This window comes from Vibrio sp. Isolate24 (assembly GCF_022398215.1).
Taxonomy (GTDB): domain Bacteria; phylum Pseudomonadota; class Gammaproteobacteria; order Enterobacterales; family Vibrionaceae; genus Vibrio; species Vibrio coralliilyticus_A.
In genome coordinates this window covers 1,260,896-1,285,958 of sequence record NZ_JAKEUU010000001.1, presented here as the reverse complement: position 1 = coordinate 1,285,958, position 25,063 = coordinate 1,260,896, and the positions used below count along the sequence as shown (strand labels likewise).

The following is a 25,063-nucleotide window of genomic DNA, read 5'->3' as shown; positions in this document are numbered from 1 at the left end:
CGTTTTTCAGCTAAATTAAAGGCTAGAACGTTATAGATAATAAAACTGTAATAAAACCAATCTATTGTCGCTTGGTTTTCAAATGAACATTGAGAGTACACTATGATTACAGGCCATCGCGGTGCGGCATCGTTAGCACCAGAGAATACTTTGGTGAGCATTGAACACGCTGCTAAGTCAGGTGCCCTATGGGTAGAAATCGACACCCAACTCAGCGCCGACAACGTTCCAGTTATCATTCACGATAAGACGGTTGATCGTTGTACCAACGGCAAAGGTAAAGTATCAGACCTTGATACTAAGGCGCTGAAAGCACTCGATGCAGGGAGTTGGTTCGGTGCATCGTTCGAAGGAGTATCCATTCCCACTCTCGAAGAGGCGTTGGATAAATGTGTCGAACTCGGGCTCACGCTGAATCTGGAGTTGAAAACTTACGATGACAAAACCATCGACACCCTGGTCGAGCAAGTGGTTAAGGTAGTGAAGCAGAAAAACTACCCGCTGGATAAGCTGCTTTTATCAAGTTTTAGCAAAGAGGCACTGGCCATTTGCCAAGCGCAGATACCGGAAGTAAGACGTGGGTTCATCTGCGAAGTGTGGAATGATTTTAGCCTAGAGTCGTTGCAAGACTTGGACTTGTTCAGCATCCACATTGATCACAAAATTCTTGATGCTAAGATTGCGAAGTCGATTAAAAACGCGGGTTTGGTGTTAAAGATCTGGACGTTGAATGCGCCAGACAAAGCACAAGCGTTTTACGATTTGGGTGTGGATTACATCATCACGGATAAGCCAAACGAATTTTAGTAGGAACTATGGAACTGAACCAACGCCAAAAACAGATTCTCGCGACCCTTAAAGCAGATCAAGATGTTCAGATTGATCAGTTGGCTGAGCTGTTTTCGGTGACTACGCAAACCATTCGACGCGATGTAAACAACTTGTGTGAACAAGGGCTCGCGCGTCGAGTTCATGGTGGGGTCAGTTTGCCTGCTACCTTAACAAACACCAGTTATCGTTTTCGTTCAGAAGTGGAATCGACCAGCAAAGATGGCATCGCAATGGCGGTCGCTGAAGCCATTCCAGACGGTGCGACCGTGATGATGGGTATTGGTACTACGGTTACACGCATTGCTCAGTTTCTATTGGGGAAAACCGCCTTACGTGTGGTCACCAATAACCTACAAGTCGCAAAAATTTTAGAAGCCAACCAAAGCATCGAAGTCTACCTTGCAGGCGGCTTGTTTCGTCGCGAGCATCAAGATCTGGTGGGGAGCAGTGTGGTCAACTTCTTCGAGGGCTTTGAAGCCGATATCGGCCTATGCGGTTGCGCGTCAGTGACAAGTAGCCATTATGCGATGGAGCATGAACAGTTAGAATCGGACTTATCTCAATCCATCATGCGCAACAGTCGCCAAACCTGGTTGGTGGCGGATGCTACCAAATGGAAGCGTACCACTGCGATCAAGGTTGCGCCCCTTGCTCACTTTGAGCGTATTTACACCAATAAAGATCATCTACCCAAAGAACTGAATATCACAGTAATTCCAAGTGTTCTAGAACCAAGCATCGAATAAGAACTTTTCCAGTATTTCAACAACGTACTCTTAAATGCTAGCCCTGTTTATCGACTATTATTAATAGATATAACTATAGATGGAAGGGAAGCGACTTTAGTTTACTTCTGCGCCCTGACATGTTGCTTCACGCTTATCGAGCAAACCGCTGAATTGGGTGAGAAGTAGGGCAATGATGACAATCAAAGCGCCGACCCAAGGTGTATTCATTAGGCCATGCTGTGCAACGATTAATCCTCCTCCCCATGAGCCTAAAGCGATGCCGACGTTAAACGCCGCTATGTTAAGCCCAGAGGCGACATCAACCGCATCAGGCGTATGTTTTTCTGCCAGATTAACCACGTAAACTTGCAACCCAGGGACGTTACCAAAGGCGAATGCCCCCCAGATTAGAATCGTAATAACAGCACTAACAGGATGATAAGCCGCAAGGTTGAAGACAAACAGTATAATCGTAAGACCAATAAAAATGGCGGTCAGTGCTTTAACAGGGCCAAGTTTATCGGCCATTTTGCCTCCCCAGATATTGCCAATGGCAACGGAAACACCATACACCAACATGATTAACCCTATGGTCCCAGAGCTAAATCCAGAAACGTTTTCCAGTATAGGGGCGAGATAAGTGAAAGCAGTAAAAGTTCCTCCATATCCAAGTGCCGTAATCGCATAAACCAGTAGCAACCTAGGTTCGGTAAGAACCTTTAGCTGGGCTGAAATTTTGGTTGCTGGTGGCTGTTTGAGATTGGCAGGAATTAACAGGGCACTGCCAAGCAAGGCAATGACGCCAAGAATAGCCACGGTGAGAAATGTCGCCTGCCATCCAAATGCTTGCCCGATATAGGTGCCAAGAGGAACACCGGTGACCAAAGCAACGGTAAGGCCTGTAAACATGATCGCGATAGCGCTGGCGGCTTTTTCTTTGCCGACCAGTCCTGTAGCAACAGTAGAGCCGATGGAAAAGAAAACACCATGAGCCAGTCCGGTCAGGATGCGAGCGATGATCAGAGTTTCATAACTCGGAGCTTGCCACGCGAGAACATTTCCTAAAACAAACAAGCTCATTACGGACAATAAGACCTTTTTTCTTGGCCAGTTGCCAGTAAGCGCAGTTATGACGGGAGCTCCAATTGCCACGCCAAGCGCATATAAGCTAACCAATAAGCCAGCGGAAGGTAGGGATACTGCAAGGTCGCTTGCCATAGTCGGAATCAATCCGACGATAACAAACTCAGTAGTGCCGATAGCAAAGGCACTGAGGGTTAAAGCAAAAAGTGCAATTGGCATAATAAATTCCAATAATGATGTCGTGGCTGCCATTATTGAAAATCTTTTATTTGTTAAAAATGGTAATTTTATCAAATTACTTTTGCTATAAATAAAGGTAATTGAATTTAATGGACGAAGACATGCGCACACGTTCAGATGAGTTAGAAATGCTACTCGCGGTTGTCGATAGCGGCGGGTTTTCAGCGGCAGCTGAAATGTTAAACATACAAGTTGCCAGAATTTCACGTGCGGTAAGCAAGGTGGAGAAACAGCTGGGTGTTTCAATATTGAACCGAACAACAAGGCGGGTAGAGTTAACCCAAGAAGGTAGGTCTTTTGTTGACTCTGTGCGTAAGGGCCTTCACATTATTCATCAGGCTGAAGAAGATCTGATTTCTGGAAGCGAACGTCCTAGAGGTAAGTTACGAGTGGATGCAGCCAGTCCATTTGTTTTCCATCAGCTTGTACCGCTGATACAGTCATTCAAAGATACTTATCCAGAGATTGAGTTGGAAATAACCTCTAACGAAGGTTTTGTTGATTTGCTCGAGCAGCGCACCGATGTCGCTATCCGTATCGGACAACTAAAAGATTCAACACTGCATGCACGTCCACTAGGTAAAAGTGAGCTCTTCATCGTTGCTTCTCCCCAGTATCTGGAATCTGCTGGTGCGCCCCGCACAACGTCAGAACTACCGTCGCATCAATTGATAGGTTTTACATCACCTAAAGTGCTTAACCAATGGCCGCTAAAAGGCGTTGATGTCATAGAGCCAGATATCACGTCGAGTAATGGTGAAACGGTTCGGCAGTTGGCATTGGCATCTAATGGTATTGCCTGTTTGTCTGGCTTTATGGTTCGCGAAGATATTAAACAAGGTAGGCTGGTATCTTTGCTTGATGATGTCAAACGTCTTGATACCGGTCGAGAGCAGGTGAGTGCTGTGTACTACAAATCTTCAGCAGTAGCACGGCGAATCTCCTCGTTTATCGACTTTATTCAGCCGAAGTTAACCTTGTAGCAAGATTAGTTTGTGAGCGCAGTGTTTGACTAAACCCACTGCTAATATGGATAACAGTGATTCAAAAGGAGAAAGATTATGATTAAAACAACGACTTCAGTAGTTGAAGGCCGACCTGTACAAGATTATTTGGGCGTTGTGGTCGGTGAAGCTATCTTAGGGGCAAACATTTTTAAAGATATGTTCGGCGCAATTCGAGATGTCGTCGGTGGCCGCTCTGGCGCCTATGAAAGAGAGATGGGCCGAGCTCGTGAGATAGCCTTTGCTGAAATGGAAGAGCGAGCACGTGAGCTGGGTGCCGATGGCATCGTCGGCATCGACATTGATTACGAAGTCATTGGCAGTGGCGGCAGCATGATGATGGTGAGCGTCAGTGGTACCGCGGTGAAATTCAAATAAGGCTATTCAGCAAGGCGCTTTTGCGGTGTAATGGCGCCAATTGCAGATTTAGGAAAGTAATAGATGAAAATTTGGGTTGATGCAGACGCGTGTCCGGTAGTTATCAGAGACATTCTTTTTCGAGCCTCTGAGCGCACTGGCGTGGAAGTCACTCTAGTGGCTAACCAGTTTATCCGTACTCCTGCTTCTCCAAAAGTCACCATGCTACAAGTTCAGGCTGGCTTTGACGTCGCAGATAATGAGATTGTTCAGCGCTGTGAAGCCGGCGATCTGGTGATCACCAGCGATATCCCATTGGCCGATGAGATCATCACCAAAGGCGGCCACGTGTTGAGTTCTCGTGGGGAGCAGTTCACCAAAGAGAATATAAAATCACGCCTTAATATTCGTGATTTTATGGAAACCATGCGCAGTAGTGGTGTCCAAACAGGCGGCCCAGCACCGCTAAACCAAGCGGATCGACAGCAATTTGCTAACCATTTAGACAAATGGTTAGTGCAGTGGCAAAGGGCGCAAAAATAGGAGGGGTGGATGTCCTTGGTTAACCAGTTAGCGCTGTTTATTGATGTGGTGCAGCAAGGCTCTTTTACTAAAGCTGCGACCTTGCACAATATGGACAACTCATCGTTGTCAAAACAGATCAAAAAACTGGAAGTAGAACTAGGCGTGCAGCTTCTTAATCGCTCAACGCGCTCCTTTTCCCTAACGCCAGCGGGTGAAGAAATTCTCGAGCAGGCACATAATCTGGTTGGGACTTTAGGGCATGTTCACTCCATCGCAGACTCTTATCAGGCAAGGCCGAAAGGACGCATACGCATCACCGCACCTTTGCATATTGGCCAGCACTACCTTCAGCCCGTGATTACGCAATTTATGCGCAGTTATCCTGAAGTGGAAATTAACCTGCAAATGGATGATAAGCGTTCAGATATTATTTCTGATCACTTTGATGTCGCATTTCGTCTTGGTCGGCTAGAAGATTCGAGTTTGATTGCAAAGAAAATCGCTGACATCAGGCCGGTGATTTTGGCGTCTGAAAGCTTTATCGAGCAGCACGGAGAACCTCAGACTCCTGAGGAGCTAATGAGCTTGCCTTCTGTCGTCTATAGTAATGGGCCATTAACCGTAGATACGGCACGTATTAGTGAAGCACCGGGTGGCAGTACGTTCATAAATCACAAAATGACGGGTAAATACAAGGTCAATGATGTGCTGACTTTGTTAGCGGCCGTCCAAGATGGGCTTGGCTATGCCATGATTTCCTCTTCCAACCTATACCGCCCAGTTGCCGACATGAATCTAAAGCCGCTCCTGACGCATTACACTCTATGTAATCGCGGCCTCGCCCTGTATGCCTTGTACCCGCATCGTAAACAAACGGCGCTGGTTAGAGAGTTTATTTCTGCGGTGCAGGCGTATATTGGTACACCACCAATCTGGGAAAAGCAGGTGGACAACTTTGCTCAGCTCTATCCAACTCGCTAAAGCGTAGGTAATAAAAAGCCCAGCGAAGGCCGGGCTAATCAACAAAACTTAGTGATGATGTTTGTGGTTCATTCCACTCATGACCTTCTTGATAGGTGCTGAGACGGTCTGTTCTTCACCGTTTGCAAAGGTCAGTTTCACATCAATGCTCTCACCTTCGACCAGCGGCTTTTTCAAGTCAAATAGCATAATGTGCAGGCTACCTGGTTTTAGCTCAACCATGCCATTTGCCGGCACAGTAATTTGTTCGATTTGACGCATTTTCATTACATCACCCTCTTTAATCACATCATGCAGCTCAACTTTGCCTGCAGCGTCTGTACTGGCTGATACGATAACGCGGTCTTTTGCGCTGTGGTTCATGATTTCAGTGAATACCGCACTAGTGGCTGCACTCGGTGGTGTCGCACGCGCATAGGCATGGGATAGCATGATGTCTGAAGCCGCGTGAGCAAGTGGGCTAAGTGCGATAGACGCTAAAATAAGGGCTTTTAACTTCATTAGGAGTTTCCTTGTGACGTAATTGTTTTCATCGCTTCAACCAAAGGAGCCGGTGTCAGCGTGTGTGGCACTTTAGTAATTAATGTGCCATCTGGTTTTAGGAAGTAGAAATAGGAGCTGTGGTCGAGCGTATACTTAAGCTCTGAGTTTTCTAATTGGGTCTTGCGGAAAATGACGCCATATTTATGTGCCAAAGGCGTTGTGATATCGAGCGGAGCTGATAGTCCTTCAATCATTGGATGAAAATATTGTGCGTACTTGTAAGAATCTGCTGCCGCGTCACGCTCTGGGTCGAGTGAGACAAACATAGGTCTGAATTTAGACTTAACACTTTCGTCCACCTGATTCAGTGCACCAGCTAGCATGGCTAATGATGTTGGGCAGACATCTGGGCAACGTGTGAAGCCAAAGTAAACGATGCGTACGCGAGAGTCTTGTTGATCGAAGATTTTGACCGGTTTGTCATTTTCACCGAACAGGACGACTTCTTTACTGGCTGCAGCAGGAACCTCGATCGTTGGCTGTGAATCCAGATACGCTTTCACGCCAAAGCCAAGTGCAAACGCGGCAACTAAAATTAAAGACCAGTTCTTACTCATTGTTCCATCCTAATCGAGGTGCTCACACTGTGTTGGCCATCAGTGAGTTTGCCAACCCAAGTCATGGCATCAGTCGTACATACCGGCAGAATAACCTGGCCTGTAAACTGGCCTGTTGAGCTTTTATTGAGTTTAAATACGGCGGTACCCATTTCCATCTCGTAGCCTTCCAAAGTTAGCAACAGGCTTTCTTGTTGAGCTTCGGGCCAGTCGACGACGATTTCGGTAGGTACCAGTGGTTGACTGATGTCGCGATCAACTTTTATACGAACATTATCGCTTTCACAAGCTTCAGTAGTGAGTAAGCAGTATTCTGACAAAGGTTTGACTTGAGAACGGCTTTGAAACCATTGGTATAGGTCACCGGCGAAGAAGCCTGCACCCAGCGTTACAACGACTAAGAGCAGCTTTAGCAATGAAGACACGGTGTTCTCTCTTTGGTTTTAAAGCCGCAATCCTATCACCAAGCGAGACTAAATACCTCAGTCAACCAATAAATCTGTGCTTGGAATCAATCTACTCAATGATGAACATTGTGGCGGTGAATCCCATAAATGGCATGATCCAGAATTCGATCTCCAACTTTTTCCTTATTGGTGATGATACCCTCTAGGGTCATACCTACTCGCTCGGCGACTCGTCGGCTCGGTAGGTTGTCTTTGGCGGCAGATAGCTGGACTTTCTCCATCTGGTACTCATTAAATGCAATATCAATCAGTTTGTTCACAACGCGCGTAATGATGCCTTTGCCTTGCTGGTGTTGCGATAGCCAGTAACCAATTTCGACGATTTTAGTATCGTGATTAATGGTGTTAAAACTGCAGTTACCCACAATTTCATGATTGTAGAGAATTGCGCACGTCATTGATTTCCCTTCTGCATATTCATGTAATACACGCTGAACGAACATGCGGAAGTCCTGCTCAGACTGGTAGTAGGGAGGCCAAGCTAACCATTGTGATAAGTATTCTGTTTGACTGGATACTAATTCGCTGTACTGAGTGGCAAATGATTCCTGGACAAGAGCGAGTTCGAGTTCAGAGTCGATAGAGATTGTGAACATAAGGAACCTAAACAAGTTGAATATGAAAGGTTAACTTAACAGAGAATGACTGGTATGACCATAAACACTTGTTGCAAAAACATTTTTCATGTAGCACGAAGTTCGCCCAAGACGTTATACAAATCACAATTATATAAATAGTCTTAATGAATTTATGGTTTTTATGAAACGAAATCGTTTAGCCTTATAAATCTAAAATAAGAAAAATTAGTCAGTTAGGTTAATACGAATGGATGAATCGCTTGATAACGTAAGCGTAGATTTACGTCAGGTGCTATTTGAAATCGCTTCAGCCCTCGATGACGTTGGAATTGATGATATCAACCATGGTTACCGAGTTGGGTACATTGCTTATCAATGTGCTAAACGAATGGGGTGGGAGGAAGAGCTATCTCAACTCGCTTTTTCTCTGGGGTTGATTCATGACTGTGGTGTTTCACAGTCTGATGAATTGACCTATCTGTTCGAGTCAATGGCTCCGAAGAACACAAAGAAGCACTGTATTAAAGGACATGGGTTGCTGAGTGTTTGCCCGCCTTTAGCTGCTTTTGCTCTGCCGGTTTTGTATCACCATACTCAATGGCAACATCTGAGCTGTGAAGACAGATTGTCTGAAACGGATAAACAGCTTGCTGGGCTGCTATTTATTTCCGATCGAGTCGACTATCTCTACTCGCGTTTTTACCCGGATCAATACGGCAATATCACTGAAAATAATAAACGGTCTATTATTGGTGAACTCACCGCAAATGTTGGTACTTTATTTGAGCCGAATATGGTTCAGCATATGTGTGAATTGATCGATAATGACGACTTCTGGTTTTCTATGGAATCTCGTTATATAGAAACCATGGCAAGCCGCTTTCCTTCCATACCTTTCTTTTCATCGTGTTTGGGGTTGGAAGACACGATTGCGGTGGCAGAATTTTTTGCCCAGATTGTCGATGCCAAAAGTACTTTCACATTCCAACATTCTCGACATGTTGCAGAGTTAACCTCATTTCTAGGTAAACAATTGGGGTATTCGACGAAAGCGCAACGTATGTTGTATTTGGCTGGTTTAGTGCATGATATTGGCAAGCTGAAAACTCCAGTGGCTATTTTGCATAAACCAGCAGAGTTGACCGATGAAGAATACGCCTGTATCAAGCGTCATGCGACGGATACCCGCCATGCATTAACGAACATGTTTCGTTCCAGTCAAGTGATTGATTGGGCTTCAAACCATCATGAAAGGCTTGATGGTTCTGGGTATCCTTTAGGGAAGACGGCCAAAGAGTTGGATCAACCCAGCCGTATTGTTGCTATTGCCGATGTATTTCAGGCTTTGACGCAATCTCGCCCCTATCGACAAGGGGTCTTGCTTAATGAAACAATGCAAATTCTTCAGGGGTTGGTGGATGACGGTAAACTTGATGCGGTAGTGTTTGAATGCTTGATGGAGAATGAACTGGAGTGTTATCAGATTTCTACAGGTCACCCTGCCATAGAAAAAGCCAGCGCTTAATGCGCAGGCTTTTGGCTTATTGAGCTTGATTACTTTTCCAGCAAGAACTGTTTGAAGCGTGCTTGTGTTTCTGCATCGGCTTTGTTGTACCAGAAATGCAGCATCTCTTCCGCTGTGGAATCGCCTTTGACGCCTTCCTTCGTCACTTGAGCGGGTAGATGAACTGGTTGGACTGTTGCGCCTATTGCGGCGGCTGAAACCGCAGCCACACCACCACGGCGGTTGTAATCAGCTAGCTCAATTTGGAAGTTACGCCCTATTTGCATTCCATCTTTTATAAGCTTGTCCTGAGTGACGGCAAGCGGGTTGCCGTTTTCTGTCGTCAGTTGCCAGTCTACATCTTTAATTTTCTTCTCACCTTCGTGGTGATCACGGTATTTCGGCATGTCGAACGTCAGCTCTGTATCACTGGTATTAAAAGTGGCAATGATAGGGTCGCTTTCAAGAATAATTCGGTCATTACCTTGAGTGAAGTACGGTTGATAGCGGAATAAGATTTGGTTCTCACCATTTGGCAGAGTCAGTGTTTTATTCGCCGAAAAGAAACCGCCAGACAATTCTGGTTTGGCATCATTTGCAACCAAGACGTCCACTGTCTCAGGGACGGTAATCGTGACTTCGGCCGCTGCCATCGCACTGAGGCTCAGTGCTGTTGCAGCCAATAATGTTGTACTGATTTTCATGACTTGATCCATTTGGTTTGGTTACCAATACTTTGCCTAGCAAGTTAATAGGTTTCAATTAGATGAATGTCAAAGTGATAAGATTTCACGGAAACTTAACTTTTAATGATGATAAATGTCTTAGTTATTCGAACTAGAGTGTGAGAGGTGCCCGTGACGAACTTTAAATAAGGCCTTTTAGGTTTATGAATGTTCGGCTTTCATTTCTATAACGGATGTTTTTTGAGTGGCGTTTCACGGTAAATAGATAACAACACGACTATATTGATTGATGTGTCTGTAACCAAAGTAAAGGATAACGCTATGAAATGCATTTGGATGCACGACAGCCGCTTAGTGTTGTCGCCATGGTATAACTTAGACTTCTGCTTGTCCCTGCTGAATAAAGAATCAGCACTTATTTAATTTCCTCAGGCGCATACGCGCCGCTCTTATTTGTCATTTTATTTTTGAATCCAATGCAGTTTTCTGCAGGGATAGATCTATCTATAGGAAATTAAACATGAAACGTATACCAGAGCCTTTTCGTATTAAAATGGTTGAACCGATCAAAGTGACCACATACCAAGATCGAGTCATCGCGTTGAATGAAGCTGGTCTCAACCCCTTCTTACTAAAGAGTGATGATGTGTACATCGACCTTCTAACAGATTCAGGGACAGGTGCGATGAGCGACAACCAATGGGCAGGCATAATGATGGGAGATGAGTCCTATGCTGGAAGTCGCAACTACTACAATTTGTGTCAGGCAGTGGAACATTTCTTTGGTTATAAGCTTACAGTGCCTGCTCACCAAGGACGTGGGGCAGAACAAATTCTGTTTCCAGCGCTGATTGAGCGAATGCGTAGCGTTCGCGGTGGGACGGAGCCGGTTTTCATCTCCAATTATCACTTTGATACAACCGCTGGACATATCGAACTGAATGGTGGTAAGGCAATCAATGTGGTGGATAGACATGCCTTTGATACAACGACGCCTTATGACTGGAAGGGGAACTTTGATCTCGATAAGTTGGAAGCCACGATAGAACAGTATGGCGCTCATAATGTCTGTGCGATTATCACCACCGTCACTTGTAACAGTTCAGGAGGTCAGCCCGTTTCGATGGAAAATATGCGTGCTGTCTATGAGTTAGCGAGTAAAAATGATATTCCAGTCGTGATTGATTCTGCCCGTTACTGTGAAAATGCCTACTTTATAAAACAGCGTGAAGAAGGGTATCAGGATAAGTCCATCTTAGAGATCATTCGTGAAATGTATCAATATGGCGATATGCTCACCATGTCAGCCAAAAAAGATCCAATGGTTAACATCGGTGGCTTGTGCTGTATTAGAGATCATGAGGAGCTTTTTCAAGCGGTGCGAACTCGCTGTGTTCCGATGGAAGGTTTTGTGACCTATGGCGGTATGGCGGGTCGAGATATGGAAGCGTTGGCTCGTGGTTTGTATGAGGGAGCAGACGAAGATTTTCTCCACTACCGGATCAGCCAAGTTCAGTACCTAGGTGATCGCTTACGTGAAGGTGGTATTCCTATTCAGTATCCCACTGGTGGTCATGCCGTTTTTGTCGATGCAGCGAAGATACTGCCACACATTCCACCTGAGGAGTTCCCTGCGCATGTTTTATGTAATGCCCTATATCTTAAATCTGGTGTGCGCGCCGTAGAAATAGGTTCACTTCTTTTAGGGCGTGATCCCGAAACAGGTAAACAAAAGCCATCAGAGCTGGAGCTGATGCGTTTGACTATACCCCGTCGTGTGTACACCAACGATCACATGGATTACATCGCTGATGCGATCATTGCGCTCAAAGAGCGTGCTCATGAGCTTAAAGGCTTAACGTTTGAGTACGAACCACCTGTACTGCGTCATTTCACGGCGCGATTTAAGTCCAAATAATCCTTGATTAAAACCTACCTCCTAACCCCTTTAGGAGGCAGGTTTTCTATACGTTTTTGTTACTATATTTGGTATATCCCCCGTTAAATTATTGACAAATAAGTATGTTTTTCTATGTCTGATATTTTATAAAATATGGGCAGGTATCCTCATTTGTGATGTAACAAGTCTAAGATATACAATTATTTTCTGATCTTGCCTCGAAAAGAGTCTTTATTTTTTTTATCAAAAAAAAAGTCTCTCGAATACTGAAAGTGATGTTCTTCGTGATGTAGCAAAGAACAGCGAATACCGATCCTCGATAAGTTTTTCGGCTCACTACTTGGCCAGCTAAGCATTTAAGGCAACTTACGACGATAGGTATCACTTCCCAACTTTCGGGTAAATGTACAAGGAATGAGAGAAATAGGTATGAATCGTATAACTTTGTGCGCCGCTAGTATCGCTTTGGCGCTATCCGGCACTGCGATGGCTGCACCAACAGCCCCAAGTATTGATGTCTACGGCTCGAACAATCTTCAGTTCTCGAAGATTGAATTAGCAATGGAAACCACCGCTGGTTACAACCAAATGGTGAAATATTTTGATGAAGCTGATATCGCTATTAAGTTTAATCAGTGGAGTGGCACAACAGGGGACACATACAAGGTTTACTTTGATGGTGTTGAGGTAGCTACTGGTCCAATTTCGGGTAGCCAAACAACAGCCAACTTCAAGTATGCGACAGGTGGTCGTTATCAAATGACCATTGAAGCTTGTGAGGAAAGTGGCTGTAGCACGAGTGCGCCTGCTGAGATCGTGGTCGCAGATACCGATGGTGCTCATTTAGCACCACTGGCGATGAACGTCGATCCCAATAACAAGAGCTACAACACCGACCCGAGCACAGTCGTTGGTACTTACTTTGTCGAGTGGGGGATTTATGGACGTGAATTTACCGTTGATAATATTCCTGCCGATAATCTGACTCATATCCTTTATGGCTTCATTCCTATTTGTGGTCCGAATGAGTCTGTGAAATCTGTTGGTGGTAACAGCTACAATGCGTTGATGACCGCCTGTACTGGTGTTCCTGATTACGAAGTTGTAATTCATGATCCTTGGGCAGCTTATCAGAAAAGTTTCCCTCAAGCTGGCCATGAATACAGCTCTCCTATCAAAGGTAACTACGCGATGCTGATGGCGCTTAAGCAGCGTAATCCAGATCTAAAAATTATCCCTTCTATTGGTGGTTGGACGTTATCAGGCCCATTCTTTGACTTTACTACCAAAGCGAACCGAGACACTTTTGTCGCTTCTGTTAAGCGCTTCCTGACGACGTGGAAATTTTATGATGGCGTCGATATTGACTGGGAATTCCCAGGTGGCGGCGGTGCGGCTCCAGATCTGGGCGACCCGGTGAATGACGGCCCGGCTTATGTCGCGTTGATGCAAGAACTACGTGCAATGCTAGATCAGCTGGAAGCCGATACGGGGCGCACCTACGAGCTGACTTCCGCGATCGGGGTTGGCTATGACAAGATAGAAGACGTGAATTATGCCGATGCGGTTCAGTATATGGATTACATCTTTGCGATGACATATGACTTCTACGGTGGTTGGAATAATGTACCGGGCCATCAGACCGCCCTTTATTGCGGAACGTTTATGCGTCCTGGCCAATGTGACGGCTCTGGCGTAGATGAAAATGGTGAACCGTACAAAGGGCCTGCTTACACAACAGACAATGGTATTCAGCTCTTGTTAGCGCAGGGCGTCCCTGCGAACAAACTGGTTGTTGGTACTGCAATGTATGGTCGTGGTTGGGAAGGCGTGACACCTGATACGCTTACCGATCCTAATGACCCAATGACAGGGACAGGGACTGGTAAGCTGAAAGGCAGCACAGCACAAGGTGTTTGGGAAGATGGTGTAATTGACTATAAAGGTGTGAAGTCCTTTATGCTTGGCGCGGATAATACTGGCATCAACGGTTTTGAATACGGATACGATGCGCAGGCTGAAGCTCCTTGGGTCTGGAATCGTTCTACAGGTCAGTTGATTACGTTTGATGATGACCGCTCTGTGAAAGCGAAGGGCGCCTATGTACGTAGCTTAGGTCTTGCTGGCTTGTTCTCTTGGGAAATCGATGCCGACAACGGTGATATTCTCAATGCGATGCATGAAGGGCTTGCTGGTGGAACTCCGGCTAATCGAGCTCCTGTTGCTGTAGCTGGCGCTGATATAACTGTGACAGGTCCTGCATCGGTTGTATTGGATGGCAGCAGCTCAAGCGATTCTGATGGCAGTGTTGCAAGCTATGCGTGGGAACAACTCTCAGGTACTAGTGTTTCACTAACGGGTGCAGACACCGCACAAGCAAGTTTTGATGTGGCAGAAGTTGCGCAAACTGAAACGCTTACTTTCAAACTGACAGTGACGGATAATGAAGGAGCTACGGGGACTGACACTGTGGTTGTGACAGTGCAGGCGAAAGACACTGGTCCTGTGAACACTGCGCCAGTTGCTGTAGTGTCAGCTCCTGCTACAGTGAATGCTGGAGACGTAGTGGTGGTTGACGCCTCAGGTTCTAGTGATGCCGATAATGATACATTAACGTACAGCTGGGATGTGCCTGCCGGACTTAATGCGACCATTAATGGTGCAACGGTGACGTTTACCGCAGCGGAATATACGCAAGATACTTCATTACTCTTTACGGTTACAGTGAGTGACGCTCAAGCGACCTCTTCTGCTTTGGCGACTGTCGTTGTTGCGAAGAAAGATACAGGTGGCGGTACTTGTACCAACGCTTGGGATTCTAGCGCAGTATACAATGGCGGTGACCAAGTGACTTGGGATGGGAAAGTCTGGGAAGCCAAGTGGTGGACACAAGGTGATGACCCATCTCAATCGGGCCAGTGGGGGGTATGGAAAGAAGTCGGCCCTGCAGACTGCTAATCTAGACAGCTCTTCTTATCGTAGGTAAAGAGAAGCCGCTCAATATTGAGCGGCTTTATTGTTTTTGTCAGTTTAGTTAGCGGCTCTCACTTTACCTTGCTTGAGATTGTTAAGTACCTCAGTTTTAGGTCCATCAGCAATCACACAACCTTTTTCCATGACGATGACTCGATCAACCACATCGAGCATGGATGTTTTATGCGTAATTAAGATCAGCGTTTCCGATGGCTTTAGTTGCGCTAATTGTTGCTTGATGTGCATCTCAGAGCGGTTATCCATAGCACTGGTTGGTTCATCCATTAACAGCACTGGTGGGCGACCGAGGAAGGCTCGTGCAATAGTCACGGCTTGACGCTGTCCTCCTGAGAGTAACAAGCCGCCTTCGCCAACCTGACGTTCTAAACCAGCGGGGTCTTGCTGTGTAAATACGGTTACGCCAGCACGATTGGCGGCATCCATCACATCACGATCATCGGCTAGTGGGCGGCCAAGGGTAATGTTGTCGCGAATCGAACCATAGAACAGTTGGCTATCTTGAGGTACACAGCCGATGTTACGCCGAATATCAATGTGATGCAGTTGTTCAATATCGGTATCATCGATGCGTACATGGCCTTCGGTTGGCTTAAATAGACCCAGTATCAAACGTTCCAGTGTTGTCTTACCTGAGCCAATTCGACCAATGATTGCCACTTTCTCACCCGGATTAATCGTGATGCTTAGATCGCGAATAGATGCAATGGGTGAATCAGGATAGTGGAAAGTCACTTTATCTAGTTCAATCTTACCTTGAACAATAGGGCGGTGGATGTAGCGCTTCCCTTCTTCCTGTTCATCTGGCATTTCCATGACTTGCTCGATAATAGTCATAGACGATTTGGCTTGATTGTAGCGTGTAGAGAGTAAGGAAAGTTGGACCATAGGGCCAATGGCTCGGCCGCTAAGCATGGTGGCGGCAATCAAGCCACCCATGGTGAGTTCGCCTTCTGCTATCAAATACACACCAAGGATGATCATACCAACGTTAGATGCTTGTTGAACAAAACCAGCGGTATTTTGGATACCATCTGTGATGCGACGGCTCTTGATATTCCAGTTGGCCATATGAGCAACGGCTTCTTCCCAGCGGAACTGAAATTGGCTCTGTGCACCAAATAATTTTACGGTTTCAAGCCCTGACAAACTCTCAATCAAGTTAGCGTATTTCTGTGAAGCAAGACGTGAGCCTTCTTCAATGGTACGGCGCAATGGGCCCTGAATCAGCGCCGAGTAAACAATCAGAATCACGACGCCAGCAATGGGAACCAAGACTAGATTGCCAGCCATTAACCAAATCAAGACAAGGAAGAGTAAGGAGAACGGCAGGTCAATCAAAGAGCCAATGGTTGCTGAAGTAAAAAACTCCCGAATGGACTCAAATTCTTGTAAGTGGCGGGCGAAAGCCCCAACAGAGGGGGGCCTTGATTCCATGCGAATACCAAGTACTTTGCTGAACAGTTTGGATGAAATTAATATGTCCGACTTCTTGCCTGCCACATCAATGAAGTAGCTGCGCATGATCTTGAGTGTCAGGTCAAACAGGAAGATGACGAAAATACCACTTGCCAGTACCCATAAGGTTTCAAACGCAAGATTGGGCACCACTTTGTCATAAACTAGGCGGGTAAACATCGGTGCAGCAACGGCAAACAAGTTAATCAGAATAGAAGCGATTAAGACATCGCGGTAGATGTTCTTTGACTGCCAGATAGTGCTCCAGAACCAGTGACCTTCACGGGTTTTGAGGACTTCCGGAGAGCGCTCATCGTAACGAAACTGTTTCTTAACCAGAAAATAGCGGCCAATGTAGAGCTCTTCCAGCTCATCCAATGGGATAGAGATTGGTACTAAACCGGATTCGCCCGTAACGATTTCAGCTTCCTGCTTGTCGCTGTTGATGGCGTTCAGCACACATGCATCGCCGCTTTTGAGTAACAAAACGACAGGTAAGACTAAATCTGAAATATCTTCGAGCTTGGAACGATTTTCTTTTGCAACTAGTCCAGCACGCTCTGCAGAGCGCGGAAATAGGAATGGCGTGAGCTTACCCTCTGTTAAAGGTAAGCCGTTAATCAATGCTTCCGGTGAATTGGCCAGCCCGAAGTAACGGCTGACGTAAATCAGCGAATTGAGTAAAGGATCCTGCATTTAAAACCTTTTTACTTATCGACAATGAAGCCTTGGAAGACATCAATAAAGTGTTCAGACAAAAAGTCCAACTGGGTTTGTGTCTCAACTCGCGACGCAATGGTCTTGATCCCAAGGTTATGTGCGGTACGTGAGATAGAAGTCAGGGTAAATTTCTGTTTCTCATCATCCAGGTGATGAGTGTAGAGATAATCCAGTTTCACGTAAGCAGGGCGGAACTCATTTATGTAGTCCAGCGACTGGAAATTACGCCCGTAGTTATCAACACCAAAATCTGAACCCGCGTTACGCACGGCATTGCAGAAAAGAGCAGTGTGGTGTGGCGTATTCACAAAGCAGCTTTCAGGAATTTCGAAGTGTAGTTGATGTGCTACCGATTTGTGTCGGTTTAGCATCTGAGTGATCCAGCGGATGAAGCTCGGTTGAGCAATACTGCTTTGCGAGACGTTAATCGCGATGGGTTCGGCAAATTCGCCATTTTCTAAGCGTTCTACAATTGCCTTGATCACATACTCATCGAACAGGTGACTGGCATTCAACTGCTCAAGAGCGAATAAGTATTGATTAGCGCTAAAGCGCTCACCATTTTTATCTATAGAAGAGAAGACTTCACGGTGATAAGTTTTACCCCAACCGTCATTGGCAGCTTGGAAACGGAACTGGAACCAGTCATTGCTCATCGCTTCTTCGACTAGTGTCTTCCACTGTTGTTTACCCATCAGGTTCTCGGAGCTGTTACCGGTGACGTAGCCGTAGGCTATTTCTGGGTCGGATTTTGCCGTGGCTAAAGCATTATCTAGCATGGTGAGCACTTCAGACGCACTCTTAGTTGCTTCGCTGTAGACGACGCCAAGCGATAAGTTCGATGTGGCCATGCCGGTCGGGTCAGCATTGATGTCTTGAACATAAGTTACGATGCTCTCTGACACTAGTTTAAGATCCGTTTCATCTATGTTTGGTAAGATAAAACCGAACTCGGCAGAGGATATACGAGCAAGCGTCACATCCGGCGAAGTCAAAGACACTTTTAGGTGATCCGCTAACTCGCGTACCATGCCATCGCCTGCTTCGTAACCTTTTTCCTCATACAACTCATGAATAAAGCTGGCTTCAAGAATGGCTACACCACCAAAACCACCTTCACCAAGCCATGAATTCAACTGGCTCATATAGTAAGCGCGGTTGCCAAGCCCAGAAACAGGGTCAATATACGCGCGTTCACGGAGCAGTTGAGCTTCTTTGGCTTGAGCTTGGAAGGATTTCTCTACCTGTGCAGACATACTGTTGATGCCATCAACGACATAGATTAAATCTTTCGTGGTTGGTCTAGGAAGAGGATCTCCAAATTGATTGCGTGCCACCTGTTCCATTTTCTCCACGATGAGTTGAAGAGGACGAAGGGCACGTTTAAGAATAAAGGCGATGGCCAAGAGACCAATAGTAAAAATCAGGCTGAAAGCAACAACCAAACGCTCGAATGCGTTCCACAACTGGGTGTAGGCATCCCCAGTGTGGCTGACGATTTCAACTTCGGCTAATTGCATCCATCCACTGGTCACTACACGCCGATCGTGAATTTTTTCAAACAAGTGTAGGTTGGTGAACCACTCTGGTACATCGAGAGGTTTGACTGGATAAGATCGCAGAATCTCTTCGCCACTATCTAAGAAGATCAGTCGAACGACGGAATAACTGCTGCCATCAAATAGAGCATTGATAACAGATTCCACTGCGACCTGATCTTTGCTCTCTAGATAGGGAGCCAAAGCCAAGCCGACCGTATTAATGGTGTTATTCACTTCTGAGCGCTGCTGCTGCACTAAGTTATTGCGCGTGGTGTTAAATTCGATGATGAAAACCGAAGCCATCAGCATCAAAAATACAGCAATCATTCCCGCGACAAGCTGTTTATATAAAGTCATATTGCCTACTCATCGTAATTCACTATTGGTTTATTCAGTTTGAGTGATTTTTCACGGGCACGAAGATCATTCCACAGACTGAGTCGGGATGATTTTCCTGCCAGTTGCCCTTGTTTCGATTTCATTAGCCAAAGATTTTTACCGTTGAAACTGTAGATCGGTAATAAGTCTCGGCGCTTGGATGCTTTTTTGATTTGTGGATCGATGTTGTCGAGCAGAATAGGCTCTGCGCTGGGTTTCGAATAGTATGCGAGCACCATATGGAACTGATTTAGCGTGATAGCTTTCACGTATACCAAACGCAGCTTTCTATCTGAGACGCCTAGCTCGAGCAGAGAAAAATATTTGGCAATGGTAAAGTCTTCACAATCCCCAGCATTACTGCCCAAGAACTCGAGTGGGGTAGCCCAGTAGTCTTTCTTGCCCCACAAACGATCATCGTTAACAAAATTCAGTTGGTTGAAGAAATTATTGACCTCGGTAAGCTTCTGCCTTTCTGACAAGCCCTTAAATTGTTCCATCTCACGACGCCAAGTTTCGACCCGCTTCCCTGCTCTGTCCCCATAGGTGTTGCGCACAGCTTCAACCCAGCGCTGCTCTTGAGTATTAAGCGCCTGTGAAGCCGTGGAAGCCAAAATAATAAGCAGAGCTATTAGCCAATATTTCATGTGGGCTAAGCTCTGACCTTATTTGTCGTACTGGTTGTTGGCATTTTTATTCCTTCAATGCGTTGCCTTTGGCACCTAAAATAGGTTTGAGTAAGTACTCCATGACGGTACGTTTGCCTGTGATGATATCGACGGATGCAGTCATGCCAGGAATGATAGGTAAAGAGGTATCGTTATTGAGGCTGGTTTCTTTGGTTCGAACCCTGACAAGATAAAAGCTATTGCCTTCTTCATCCGTGGTGGTATCGGCACTGATGTGTTCAAGCGTTCCTTCCAACCCGCCATATTTGGTGAAATCGTAAGCGCTGAATTTGACAATGGCCTGTAAATCAGGGCGGAGGAATGCGATATCTTGTGGAGCAATCTTAGCTTCAACGAGCAACGTATCTTCGCTTGGGACGATCTCCACGATGTCCATACCCGGTTGTATAACTCCACCCACAGTGTTGACATTGAGTGTTTTGACCGTGCCAGTGACAGGGGAAATGACCACTGTACGATTCACTCTGTCCTCTAGACCTACGGTAGACTCAGTAAGAGCAGAAAGTTTATCCTGCGCTTCGTTGAGCTTTTCTTGTTGCTCTGAACGAAATTTCTGTGCGGCATCAATACGACCAAGCATAGACTCTTTAATCGCTGATTTGAGTACGGGGACTTTCAGTTCGCTGGAGGTCATTTCTCGGCGAGTATCGTTTACCTGACGTTGAAGCTTGAGTAGTTCAATCCGTGGTACTACACCTTCATCCGCAAGGGGTTTAGTGATCTCTAGCTCTTTGCGTGCGAAGTTATAACTTTCACGCAGGTTTCTGACTCGGGCTTGAATTTCTACTAAATCCTGCTGTTTTTGTTTGACTTGTTGATCGATTAAAGAAATCTGGTTACGCAGATTGTTTAAATCCTGACGATATTCCGCGCGCTGACGCTCAACCAATTTAGGCTGTCGCTCTTCAAGTTGGGGCGGGAAAGCAAGCTTACTGAAATCGATCTGGACACTTTTCTGCCAAGATTTTTCACTGAAGTCTTCATTAATAGTGACACTCGTGATGGAAGCGGAGAGCTGCAGCACGCTTGCCGTTAGGTTGGCGACTTGTTGTTCTCGTTCGCGAAAATCAGAGCGGAAGCGAGTATCATCGATTAACAGTAGTTGCTGGCCTTTTTGAACCACCTGTCCCTCGCGAACAAGAATTTCTTTCACGAGCCCACCTTCAAGGTTTTGTACTATTTGTACTTGAGAAGAGGGAACAACTTTTCCTTGCCCTACGGTCACCTTATCGATTTGAGCCCATGAAGCCCAGATACCCGCCAGAATGAAAAATAGAACCATCACCCACAGCATAATACGAGCACTACTCGGTGTATTGAGTAGAAGTGCTGCCGTTTTGTCATCCACATACTCAAGCTCATTACTTGAGAGCTTGTTGTAGCTGTCTTGACTCATTGATGTTCCTTGTTGCTTTGGCGTATTCGATTGATTCTATTATTCAAATTGGCAAATGTTAAGTTATAGCTGTTAGAACGATGTGCTATATCAAACACTTACATAATAGAAAACAATCAATCAGTTGTACTAAGTATATACAGGTATTTTTCTTGATAACTTGTTATCTGCCAACGACAGCTCTTTCCAATACATCAAATTCTCAGGCAATGTGGTACATACGCTTGTGTTCATGTATATATGAGCGCACAATCAGCAAAAAAATTTCGCAGGAGAGAAGATGGAACTCGAAGATATCCGCCGTGAATACAGTAAGGGTGGTTTGCGTAGAAAAGATCTTAAAGCTAATCCAGTGGATCAGTTCAACTTATGGCTACAGCAAGCGATTGACGCTAAGCTCACCGACCCGACGGCCATGACCGTAGCGACGGTAGACGAGCAGGGTCAACCTTTCCAGCGAATTGTTTTGTTGAAGCACGTTGATACTCAAGGGTTTGTATTTTATACCAACCTCGGTAGCCGTAAAGCGCAGCAAATAGAAGGTAACTCTCGAGTAAGCCTTCATTTCCCGTGGCATCCATTAGAGCGTCAGGTCCATATTACGGGTGTGGCAGAGAAGCTGAGTATTACGGAGAACATTAAGTATTTCTCCTCACGGCCTAAAGAGAGTCAATTGGCTGCAATTGCCAGTAAACAAAGCAGCCGAATTTCAACACGCGGAGTATTGGAAGGTAAGTTTCTTGAGCTGAAGCAGAAGTTTGCTCAAGGTGAGATTCCTGTACCTACTTTTTGGGGCGGCTTTCGTATTAAGCCGGAAAGCATTGAATTCTGGCAAGGGGGGGATCACCGCCTGCATGACCGATTCCTGTTCTCCAAAGCAAACGGTGAGTGGCACATCGATCGACTGGCTCCATAGCGTTACTTTTACTCACACAATACGCCGCTTTATGCGGCGTATTCATTATTGAGCACGACCGAAAGTTGAGTGCGTAATAGCGTGTGTGGTATGTGTGAGCCAAATCCTGCATCCAACGCCATATCGATTAACTGTGCTTTACTGTGAGCACCGAATTTTTCCCTTAGATGGAGCACGTAGTTTTCTAGCGTCTTGGTTGAGATGTTCATGATGTCTGCGATGTATTTTGGCTTCTTGCCATACAGCAGCAAGAAAAGGACTTCAGATTCACGTGTCGTCAGCTTTATTTGGTGATTTTTGGGCGACAGATGATTTAGTGATATCCGTTCTTCGTCGTGCAATCCAGTCGCTCGACAAATCCAATGCCCAACTTCGAGAATGGCAGTATCTGTCAGTTCCTGCCCATAGAATATGGTTCCCTGTACATTACCTTGTGCATCCAACCATGGGGACTTACTAAAAATATGAGTGTGCCAAGTGCCATCTGGGTAGGGGTGTATGTCGAGTACTTTGATTGGCCGCTTGTTTTTAATGACAAAACGATCTTGCTCTTGAAAGTCACTGGCGCATTTAGTGGTGGGACTTGGCATTTGGTGATCTGTGAGACCAATACAGTCTTGTGGTGAATTTAAACCAATCAACTTGGCGTAAGCACGGTTCGCATAAGCAAAAATCGAGTTGCGGTCTTTGCAGCCCCAATAACCAGGTAGTTGATTAAACAGGGATATTAAGTGTGGTTCCAAGGTCATTCCTGCCGTTCACAGTATTCGACATATGATATCAAATGAGTAATCCGCCAATCCATTCCTGATTGCAGTTGATGGCCTGAATATAAGAAATTTTGGCTATATTTGAATTGTGTTTTGAATAAAAAATTGCCAGCAATCGACAGGAGAGCTGGCAAATACAAGAATTGTTCTTGTCGACGTGTAGAAGAGGTTCTATGAACTCAGTACGAGGAACTGAGTATAGACGTACCAATCGATACTAAGCTCAGTGTTGGCTGAACTCAGAACTGATTCTATCTGGATTATGGGTATAAAAAAGGGGGGAAATCCCCCCCCCTGCTGGTCTACTTAGTGGATGTCACGTACAACTCGGAAGCCAACATAGTTAGCTGCGGACGAACTGGACAATGACAGCTGCTGATGCGCAGCGGCCATATCCGGAGAGAAGTTCCATGCGCCGCCTTTGAGCAAACCTCGGGCATCGCTAGTCCACTGCCAAACGTTGCCCACTGTGTCGTAAATGCCTAAACGATTGGGTTTGAAGGCATTAACGGGAGAAGTACTCTTGTTTGACCAAGGAGTACCTCCCCAACCTGTATTAGCTTGGTTGGGAATAAACTGATCGCCCCACCAGTAATAAGTTTCAGCCCCTGCTCGAGCGGCAATTTCCCACTCATCTTCACTTGGCAATCGATAGCTGTGATTAGTCTTATTGCTTAACCAGTTAGCATAGGCCTGCGCATCATTTCGGCTCACACAAACAACAGGGGAGTTGGATGCTTGTTTAAAGCCCGGGTTTCGCCAGTAACCTTTTGAAATCGGTGTCACTTCACCTTTGACGATAGCTGTACAGGTGTTTTTTAATTCTGCGTCGGTTTGGTAGTTGGTCGCATCAACAAAAGCTTTAAATTGTCCGACGGTAATCGGTGTAGTTCCAAACCCCAATGGGTGTTTGAGCTTTAGTTGTTTGGAACCGTGTTCACCCACAAGATATTGACCAGAAAGAATGGTAGAGAGTTCTGGCCCTTGAAGCCCTGAACCTAGGGAGTCTGCGAACTTGTCACCTTCACGTAGAGGATTGGCTTTTTCAACCAAGACTGCGCGTAGATTTTGGTCACGTTTTACAGTCAGCTCGCGGTGGAAGGAGCGGTAGCCTTCTTTCTCAACAGTGATCATGTGTGGGCCTACAGGAAGCATGACTTCTACAGGGGTGCTACCGTAGTTAACACCATTGATCGTTACGTTATCGTCAAAAAGATTGGAGCGAATGGTCAAGGTGACCCAAGCGACTTCTTTGTTACTGACAAACGCATCTTTGTCACTCAAAGTTTCTGGCTCAAAACAGTATTGTTTATCGATACCGAGCAATGTACACGCTGCGCTTTGGGTTGGTCGAGCTTGCATTTCCACATCCATCAGGCTTCGGTAGCGAACACCATCATAGAAGCCCGATTCTTTGGATTTTGAGCGCAGTACATGAATATTGAAAGGTACTTTGTTGGCGTTCAGCTTGACGACTTGAGGCTCACTGGTGCTAGCAATAAGCTCGGATTGGAACTGTTTGACGGCTTTTTGCAAGGCAAGGTCACGTGTCTGGCGATCACATTGAGCGATGGTCATATCCGCTTGACAACGGTTAGTAAAGCTGACGGATAAAGTGTGAGCTTGTTGCAGCTCTTCTTGAAGACGTTCAGCGCGAGCACGGAGTTTATTTTGATCTAAAACTTCAATGCTTTGCTCTATGGCTTCGACTTCACTATTGGCAAGATCCAGTTGGTGCTTGAGCTCTTGCAGCTGTTGTTCTTCAGATAGGCGTTGCTTTTGGTTTTGTTTTACCTTTGACCAAGCGTCTTGGTATTTTTCCTGCGTTGCAGCTAAATCGATGCTTGGGTTGTCAATCATTCGAGAATAGTCGCTTTCGAGGTTTGCTTTGGCTTCGCTGAGTGTTTTATCTAAAGATTTGACGAGTTTGGTTAACTCTGCGACAGACTGTTGTTGCTCTTCATACTTTGCGTTTTGCTCATCTCGAGCTTGTATTGCTGCTTTTAGCTCTTCGTGTTTGTCAAATAACTGCTGGTCGATCACGACAATAGGGCCTCGCGCCTCTTGGGCCAAAGCATTGGCAGTGAGAAAGCAAGGTGACAAAGCAAGAAGAAGGAGCGTTGGTAAACCAGTTCGCATTATCTATTTCTACAATTTTTTCTATCTGATGGGCTTATTCTAAACGAAAACGCCATTTTGTCTTAAGTTATAAAGCAATAA

The 25,063-nt window shown here is 45.7% G+C and carries 22 protein-coding genes; 10 read left to right on the top strand and 12 right to left on the bottom strand.

Translation table 11 applies throughout. The features are described from left to right. Positions 1-102 precede the first annotated feature (102 nt). Positions 103-807: a glycerophosphodiester phosphodiesterase family protein gene (locus L1D23_RS05550; protein ID WP_064486950.1), complete on the top strand. Its 705-nt coding sequence runs from the start codon at positions 103-105 to the stop codon at positions 805-807. An 8-nt stretch (positions 808-815) separates the two neighbouring features. Then, the gene (locus tag L1D23_RS05545; protein WP_239864732.1) at positions 816-1,577 is read left to right on the top strand and encodes a DeoR/GlpR family DNA-binding transcription regulator; all 762 of its coding nucleotides are present in this window, start codon (positions 816-818) and stop codon (positions 1,575-1,577) included. A gap of 96 nt (positions 1,578-1,673) precedes the next feature. Here L1D23_RS05545 and L1D23_RS05540 read toward each other — a convergent pair whose 3' ends face one another. Further along, positions 1,674-2,861, bottom strand: coding sequence for an MFS transporter (locus L1D23_RS05540; protein WP_239864730.1), 1,188 nt, complete (start codon positions 2,859-2,861; stop codon positions 1,674-1,676). Positions 2,862-2,983: 122 nt separating this feature from the next. Here L1D23_RS05540 and L1D23_RS05535 point away from each other — a divergent pair, with 122 nt between their 5' ends. The 4 genes from L1D23_RS05535 (at position 2,984) to L1D23_RS05520 (ending at position 5,749) form a co-directional block, all read left to right on the top strand. Continuing rightward, positions 2,984-3,865 (top strand): LysR family transcriptional regulator, encoded by an 882-nt coding sequence (locus L1D23_RS05535; RefSeq protein WP_239864728.1) that lies wholly within the window; start codon positions 2,984-2,986, stop codon positions 3,863-3,865. A gap of 78 nt (positions 3,866-3,943) precedes the next feature. Further along, positions 3,944-4,264 (top strand): heavy metal-binding domain-containing protein, encoded by a 321-nt coding sequence (locus L1D23_RS05530; protein WP_019276990.1) that lies wholly within the window; start codon positions 3,944-3,946, stop codon positions 4,262-4,264. A 63-nt stretch (positions 4,265-4,327) separates the two neighbouring features. Then, on the top strand, positions 4,328-4,786 hold the full coding sequence (locus L1D23_RS05525; protein ID WP_006960182.1) for a YaiI/YqxD family protein: 459 nt from the start codon (positions 4,328-4,330) through the stop codon (positions 4,784-4,786). 9 nt (positions 4,787-4,795) lie between these two features. Continuing rightward, positions 4,796-5,749 (top strand): LysR family transcriptional regulator, encoded by a 954-nt coding sequence (locus tag L1D23_RS05520; protein ID WP_239864726.1) that lies wholly within the window; start codon positions 4,796-4,798, stop codon positions 5,747-5,749. A gap of 48 nt (positions 5,750-5,797) precedes the next feature. On the opposite strand, the gene L1D23_RS05515 is transcribed toward L1D23_RS05520, so the two are convergent. The 4 genes from L1D23_RS05515 to L1D23_RS05500 form a co-directional block, all read right to left on the bottom strand. Further along, complete coding sequence (locus L1D23_RS05515) at positions 5,798-6,250, bottom strand: copper chaperone PCu(A)C (RefSeq protein ID WP_239864724.1); 453 nt, start codon at positions 6,248-6,250, stop codon at positions 5,798-5,800. After that, entirely contained in the window at positions 6,250-6,849 is a 600-nt protein-coding gene (locus L1D23_RS05510; protein WP_239864723.1) for an SCO family protein, read from the bottom strand. The genes L1D23_RS05515 and L1D23_RS05510 overlap by 1 nt, the downstream gene beginning before the upstream one ends. After that, entirely contained in the window at positions 6,846-7,274 is a 429-nt protein-coding gene (locus tag L1D23_RS05505; RefSeq protein ID WP_239864722.1) for a hypothetical protein, read from the bottom strand. The genes L1D23_RS05510 and L1D23_RS05505 overlap by 4 nt, the downstream gene beginning before the upstream one ends. 95 nt (positions 7,275-7,369) lie before the next feature. Beyond that, positions 7,370-7,912: a GNAT family protein gene (locus tag L1D23_RS05500; protein WP_239864721.1), complete on the bottom strand. Its 543-nt coding sequence runs from the start codon at positions 7,910-7,912 to the stop codon at positions 7,370-7,372. A gap of 229 nt (positions 7,913-8,141) precedes the next feature. Here L1D23_RS05500 and L1D23_RS05495 point away from each other — a divergent pair, with 229 nt between their 5' ends. Further along, on the top strand, positions 8,142-9,419 hold the full coding sequence (locus L1D23_RS05495) for an HD domain-containing protein (protein WP_239864720.1): 1,278 nt from the start codon (positions 8,142-8,144) through the stop codon (positions 9,417-9,419). A gap of 29 nt (positions 9,420-9,448) precedes the next feature. On the opposite strand, the gene L1D23_RS05490 is transcribed toward L1D23_RS05495, so the two are convergent. Further along, the gene (locus L1D23_RS05490; protein WP_239864719.1) at positions 9,449-10,102 is read right to left on the bottom strand and encodes a DUF2057 family protein; all 654 of its coding nucleotides are present in this window, start codon (positions 10,100-10,102) and stop codon (positions 9,449-9,451) included. A gap of 502 nt (positions 10,103-10,604) precedes the next feature. Here L1D23_RS05490 and L1D23_RS05485 point away from each other — a divergent pair. Both L1D23_RS05485 and L1D23_RS05480 read left to right on the top strand, forming a co-directional pair. After that, entirely contained in the window at positions 10,605-12,002 is a 1,398-nt protein-coding gene (locus L1D23_RS05485) for a tryptophanase (RefSeq protein WP_239864718.1), read from the top strand. A 411-nt stretch (positions 12,003-12,413) separates the two neighbouring features. After that, positions 12,414-14,942 carry a glycosyl hydrolase family 18 protein gene (locus tag L1D23_RS05480; RefSeq protein WP_239864717.1) on the top strand — a complete coding sequence of 843 codons (2,529 nt, stop codon included), beginning with the start codon at positions 12,414-12,416 and terminating at the stop codon, positions 14,940-14,942. Between the two features lie 72 nt (positions 14,943-15,014). Here L1D23_RS05480 and L1D23_RS05475 read toward each other — a convergent pair whose 3' ends face one another. From L1D23_RS05475 to L1D23_RS05460, 4 genes are read right to left on the bottom strand one after another with little or no spacing between them, the layout of a single operon-like run. Continuing rightward, positions 15,015-17,129 carry a type I secretion system permease/ATPase gene (locus L1D23_RS05475; protein WP_239864715.1) on the bottom strand — a complete coding sequence of 705 codons (2,115 nt, stop codon included), beginning with the start codon at positions 17,127-17,129 and terminating at the stop codon, positions 15,015-15,017. An 11-nt stretch (positions 17,130-17,140) separates the two neighbouring features. Further along, positions 17,141-19,051, bottom strand: a complete 1,911-nt coding sequence (locus tag L1D23_RS05470) for an EAL domain-containing protein (RefSeq protein WP_239864714.1) — start codon at positions 19,049-19,051, stop codon at positions 17,141-17,143. Positions 19,052-19,056: 5 nt separating this feature from the next. Further along, positions 19,057-19,719 (bottom strand): transglutaminase-like cysteine peptidase, encoded by a 663-nt coding sequence (locus tag L1D23_RS05465; protein WP_239864711.1) that lies wholly within the window; start codon positions 19,717-19,719, stop codon positions 19,057-19,059. Between the two features lie 46 nt (positions 19,720-19,765). After that, the gene (locus tag L1D23_RS05460; protein ID WP_239864709.1) at positions 19,766-21,157 is read right to left on the bottom strand and encodes an HlyD family type I secretion periplasmic adaptor subunit; all 1,392 of its coding nucleotides are present in this window, start codon (positions 21,155-21,157) and stop codon (positions 19,766-19,768) included. Positions 21,158-21,437: 280 nt separating this feature from the next. Between L1D23_RS05460 and pdxH the strand changes: the two genes are divergently transcribed. After that, a complete protein-coding gene (pdxH, locus tag L1D23_RS05455) occupies positions 21,438-22,073 on the top strand; it encodes a pyridoxamine 5'-phosphate oxidase (RefSeq protein ID WP_239835598.1) in 636 nt (211 codons plus the stop codon). A 29-nt stretch (positions 22,074-22,102) separates the two neighbouring features. Here pdxH and L1D23_RS05450 read toward each other — a convergent pair whose 3' ends face one another. Together L1D23_RS05450 and L1D23_RS05445 are read right to left on the bottom strand one after the other, a co-directional pair. Continuing rightward, positions 22,103-22,822, bottom strand: a complete 720-nt coding sequence (locus L1D23_RS05450; protein WP_239864707.1) for a helix-turn-helix transcriptional regulator — start codon at positions 22,820-22,822, stop codon at positions 22,103-22,105. A gap of 327 nt (positions 22,823-23,149) precedes the next feature. Next, the gene (locus L1D23_RS05445; protein ID WP_239864705.1) at positions 23,150-24,982 is read right to left on the bottom strand and encodes an SUMF1/EgtB/PvdO family nonheme iron enzyme; all 1,833 of its coding nucleotides are present in this window, start codon (positions 24,980-24,982) and stop codon (positions 23,150-23,152) included. Between the last annotated feature and the right edge of the window lie 81 nt (positions 24,983-25,063).

What these genes read in the sequence shown, in the direction of transcription:
- L1D23_RS05550 (WP_064486950.1), top strand. Translation starts at nt 103, where the DNA reads ATGATTACAGGCCATCGCGGTGCGGCATCGTTAGCACCAGAGAATACT.
- L1D23_RS05545 (WP_239864732.1), top strand. Translation starts at nt 816, where the DNA reads ATGGAACTGAACCAACGCCAAAAACAGATTCTCGCGACCCTTAAAGCA.
- L1D23_RS05540 (WP_239864730.1), bottom strand. Translation starts at nt 2,861, where the DNA reads ATGCCAATTGCACTTTTTGCTTTAACCCTCAGTGCCTTTGCTATCGGC.
- L1D23_RS05535 (WP_239864728.1), top strand. Translation starts at nt 2,984, where the DNA reads ATGCGCACACGTTCAGATGAGTTAGAAATGCTACTCGCGGTTGTCGAT.
- L1D23_RS05530 (WP_019276990.1), top strand. Translation starts at nt 3,944, where the DNA reads ATGATTAAAACAACGACTTCAGTAGTTGAAGGCCGACCTGTACAAGAT.
- L1D23_RS05525 (WP_006960182.1), top strand. Translation starts at nt 4,328, where the DNA reads ATGAAAATTTGGGTTGATGCAGACGCGTGTCCGGTAGTTATCAGAGAC.
- L1D23_RS05520 (WP_239864726.1), top strand. Translation starts at nt 4,796, where the DNA reads ATGTCCTTGGTTAACCAGTTAGCGCTGTTTATTGATGTGGTGCAGCAA.
- L1D23_RS05515 (WP_239864724.1), bottom strand. Translation starts at nt 6,250, where the DNA reads ATGAAGTTAAAAGCCCTTATTTTAGCGTCTATCGCACTTAGCCCACTT.
- L1D23_RS05510 (WP_239864723.1), bottom strand. Translation starts at nt 6,849, where the DNA reads ATGAGTAAGAACTGGTCTTTAATTTTAGTTGCCGCGTTTGCACTTGGC.
- L1D23_RS05500 (WP_239864721.1), bottom strand. Translation starts at nt 7,912, where the DNA reads ATGTTCACAATCTCTATCGACTCTGAACTCGAACTCGCTCTTGTCCAG.
- L1D23_RS05495 (WP_239864720.1), top strand. Translation starts at nt 8,142, where the DNA reads ATGGATGAATCGCTTGATAACGTAAGCGTAGATTTACGTCAGGTGCTA.
- L1D23_RS05490 (WP_239864719.1), bottom strand. Translation starts at nt 10,102, where the DNA reads ATGAAAATCAGTACAACATTATTGGCTGCAACAGCACTGAGCCTCAGT.
- L1D23_RS05485 (WP_239864718.1), top strand. Translation starts at nt 10,605, where the DNA reads ATGAAACGTATACCAGAGCCTTTTCGTATTAAAATGGTTGAACCGATC.
- L1D23_RS05480 (WP_239864717.1), top strand. Translation starts at nt 12,414, where the DNA reads ATGAATCGTATAACTTTGTGCGCCGCTAGTATCGCTTTGGCGCTATCC.
- L1D23_RS05475 (WP_239864715.1), bottom strand. Translation starts at nt 17,129, where the DNA reads ATGCAGGATCCTTTACTCAATTCGCTGATTTACGTCAGCCGTTACTTC.
- L1D23_RS05470 (WP_239864714.1), bottom strand. Translation starts at nt 19,051, where the DNA reads ATGACTTTATATAAACAGCTTGTCGCGGGAATGATTGCTGTATTTTTG.
- L1D23_RS05465 (WP_239864711.1), bottom strand. Translation starts at nt 19,719, where the DNA reads ATGAAATATTGGCTAATAGCTCTGCTTATTATTTTGGCTTCCACGGCT.
- L1D23_RS05460 (WP_239864709.1), bottom strand. Translation starts at nt 21,157, where the DNA reads ATGAGTCAAGACAGCTACAACAAGCTCTCAAGTAATGAGCTTGAGTAT.
- pdxH (WP_239835598.1), top strand. Translation starts at nt 21,438, where the DNA reads ATGGAACTCGAAGATATCCGCCGTGAATACAGTAAGGGTGGTTTGCGT.
- L1D23_RS05450 (WP_239864707.1), bottom strand. Translation starts at nt 22,822, where the DNA reads ATGACCTTGGAACCACACTTAATATCCCTGTTTAATCAACTACCTGGT.
- L1D23_RS05445 (WP_239864705.1), bottom strand. Translation starts at nt 24,982, where the DNA reads ATGCGAACTGGTTTACCAACGCTCCTTCTTCTTGCTTTGTCACCTTGC.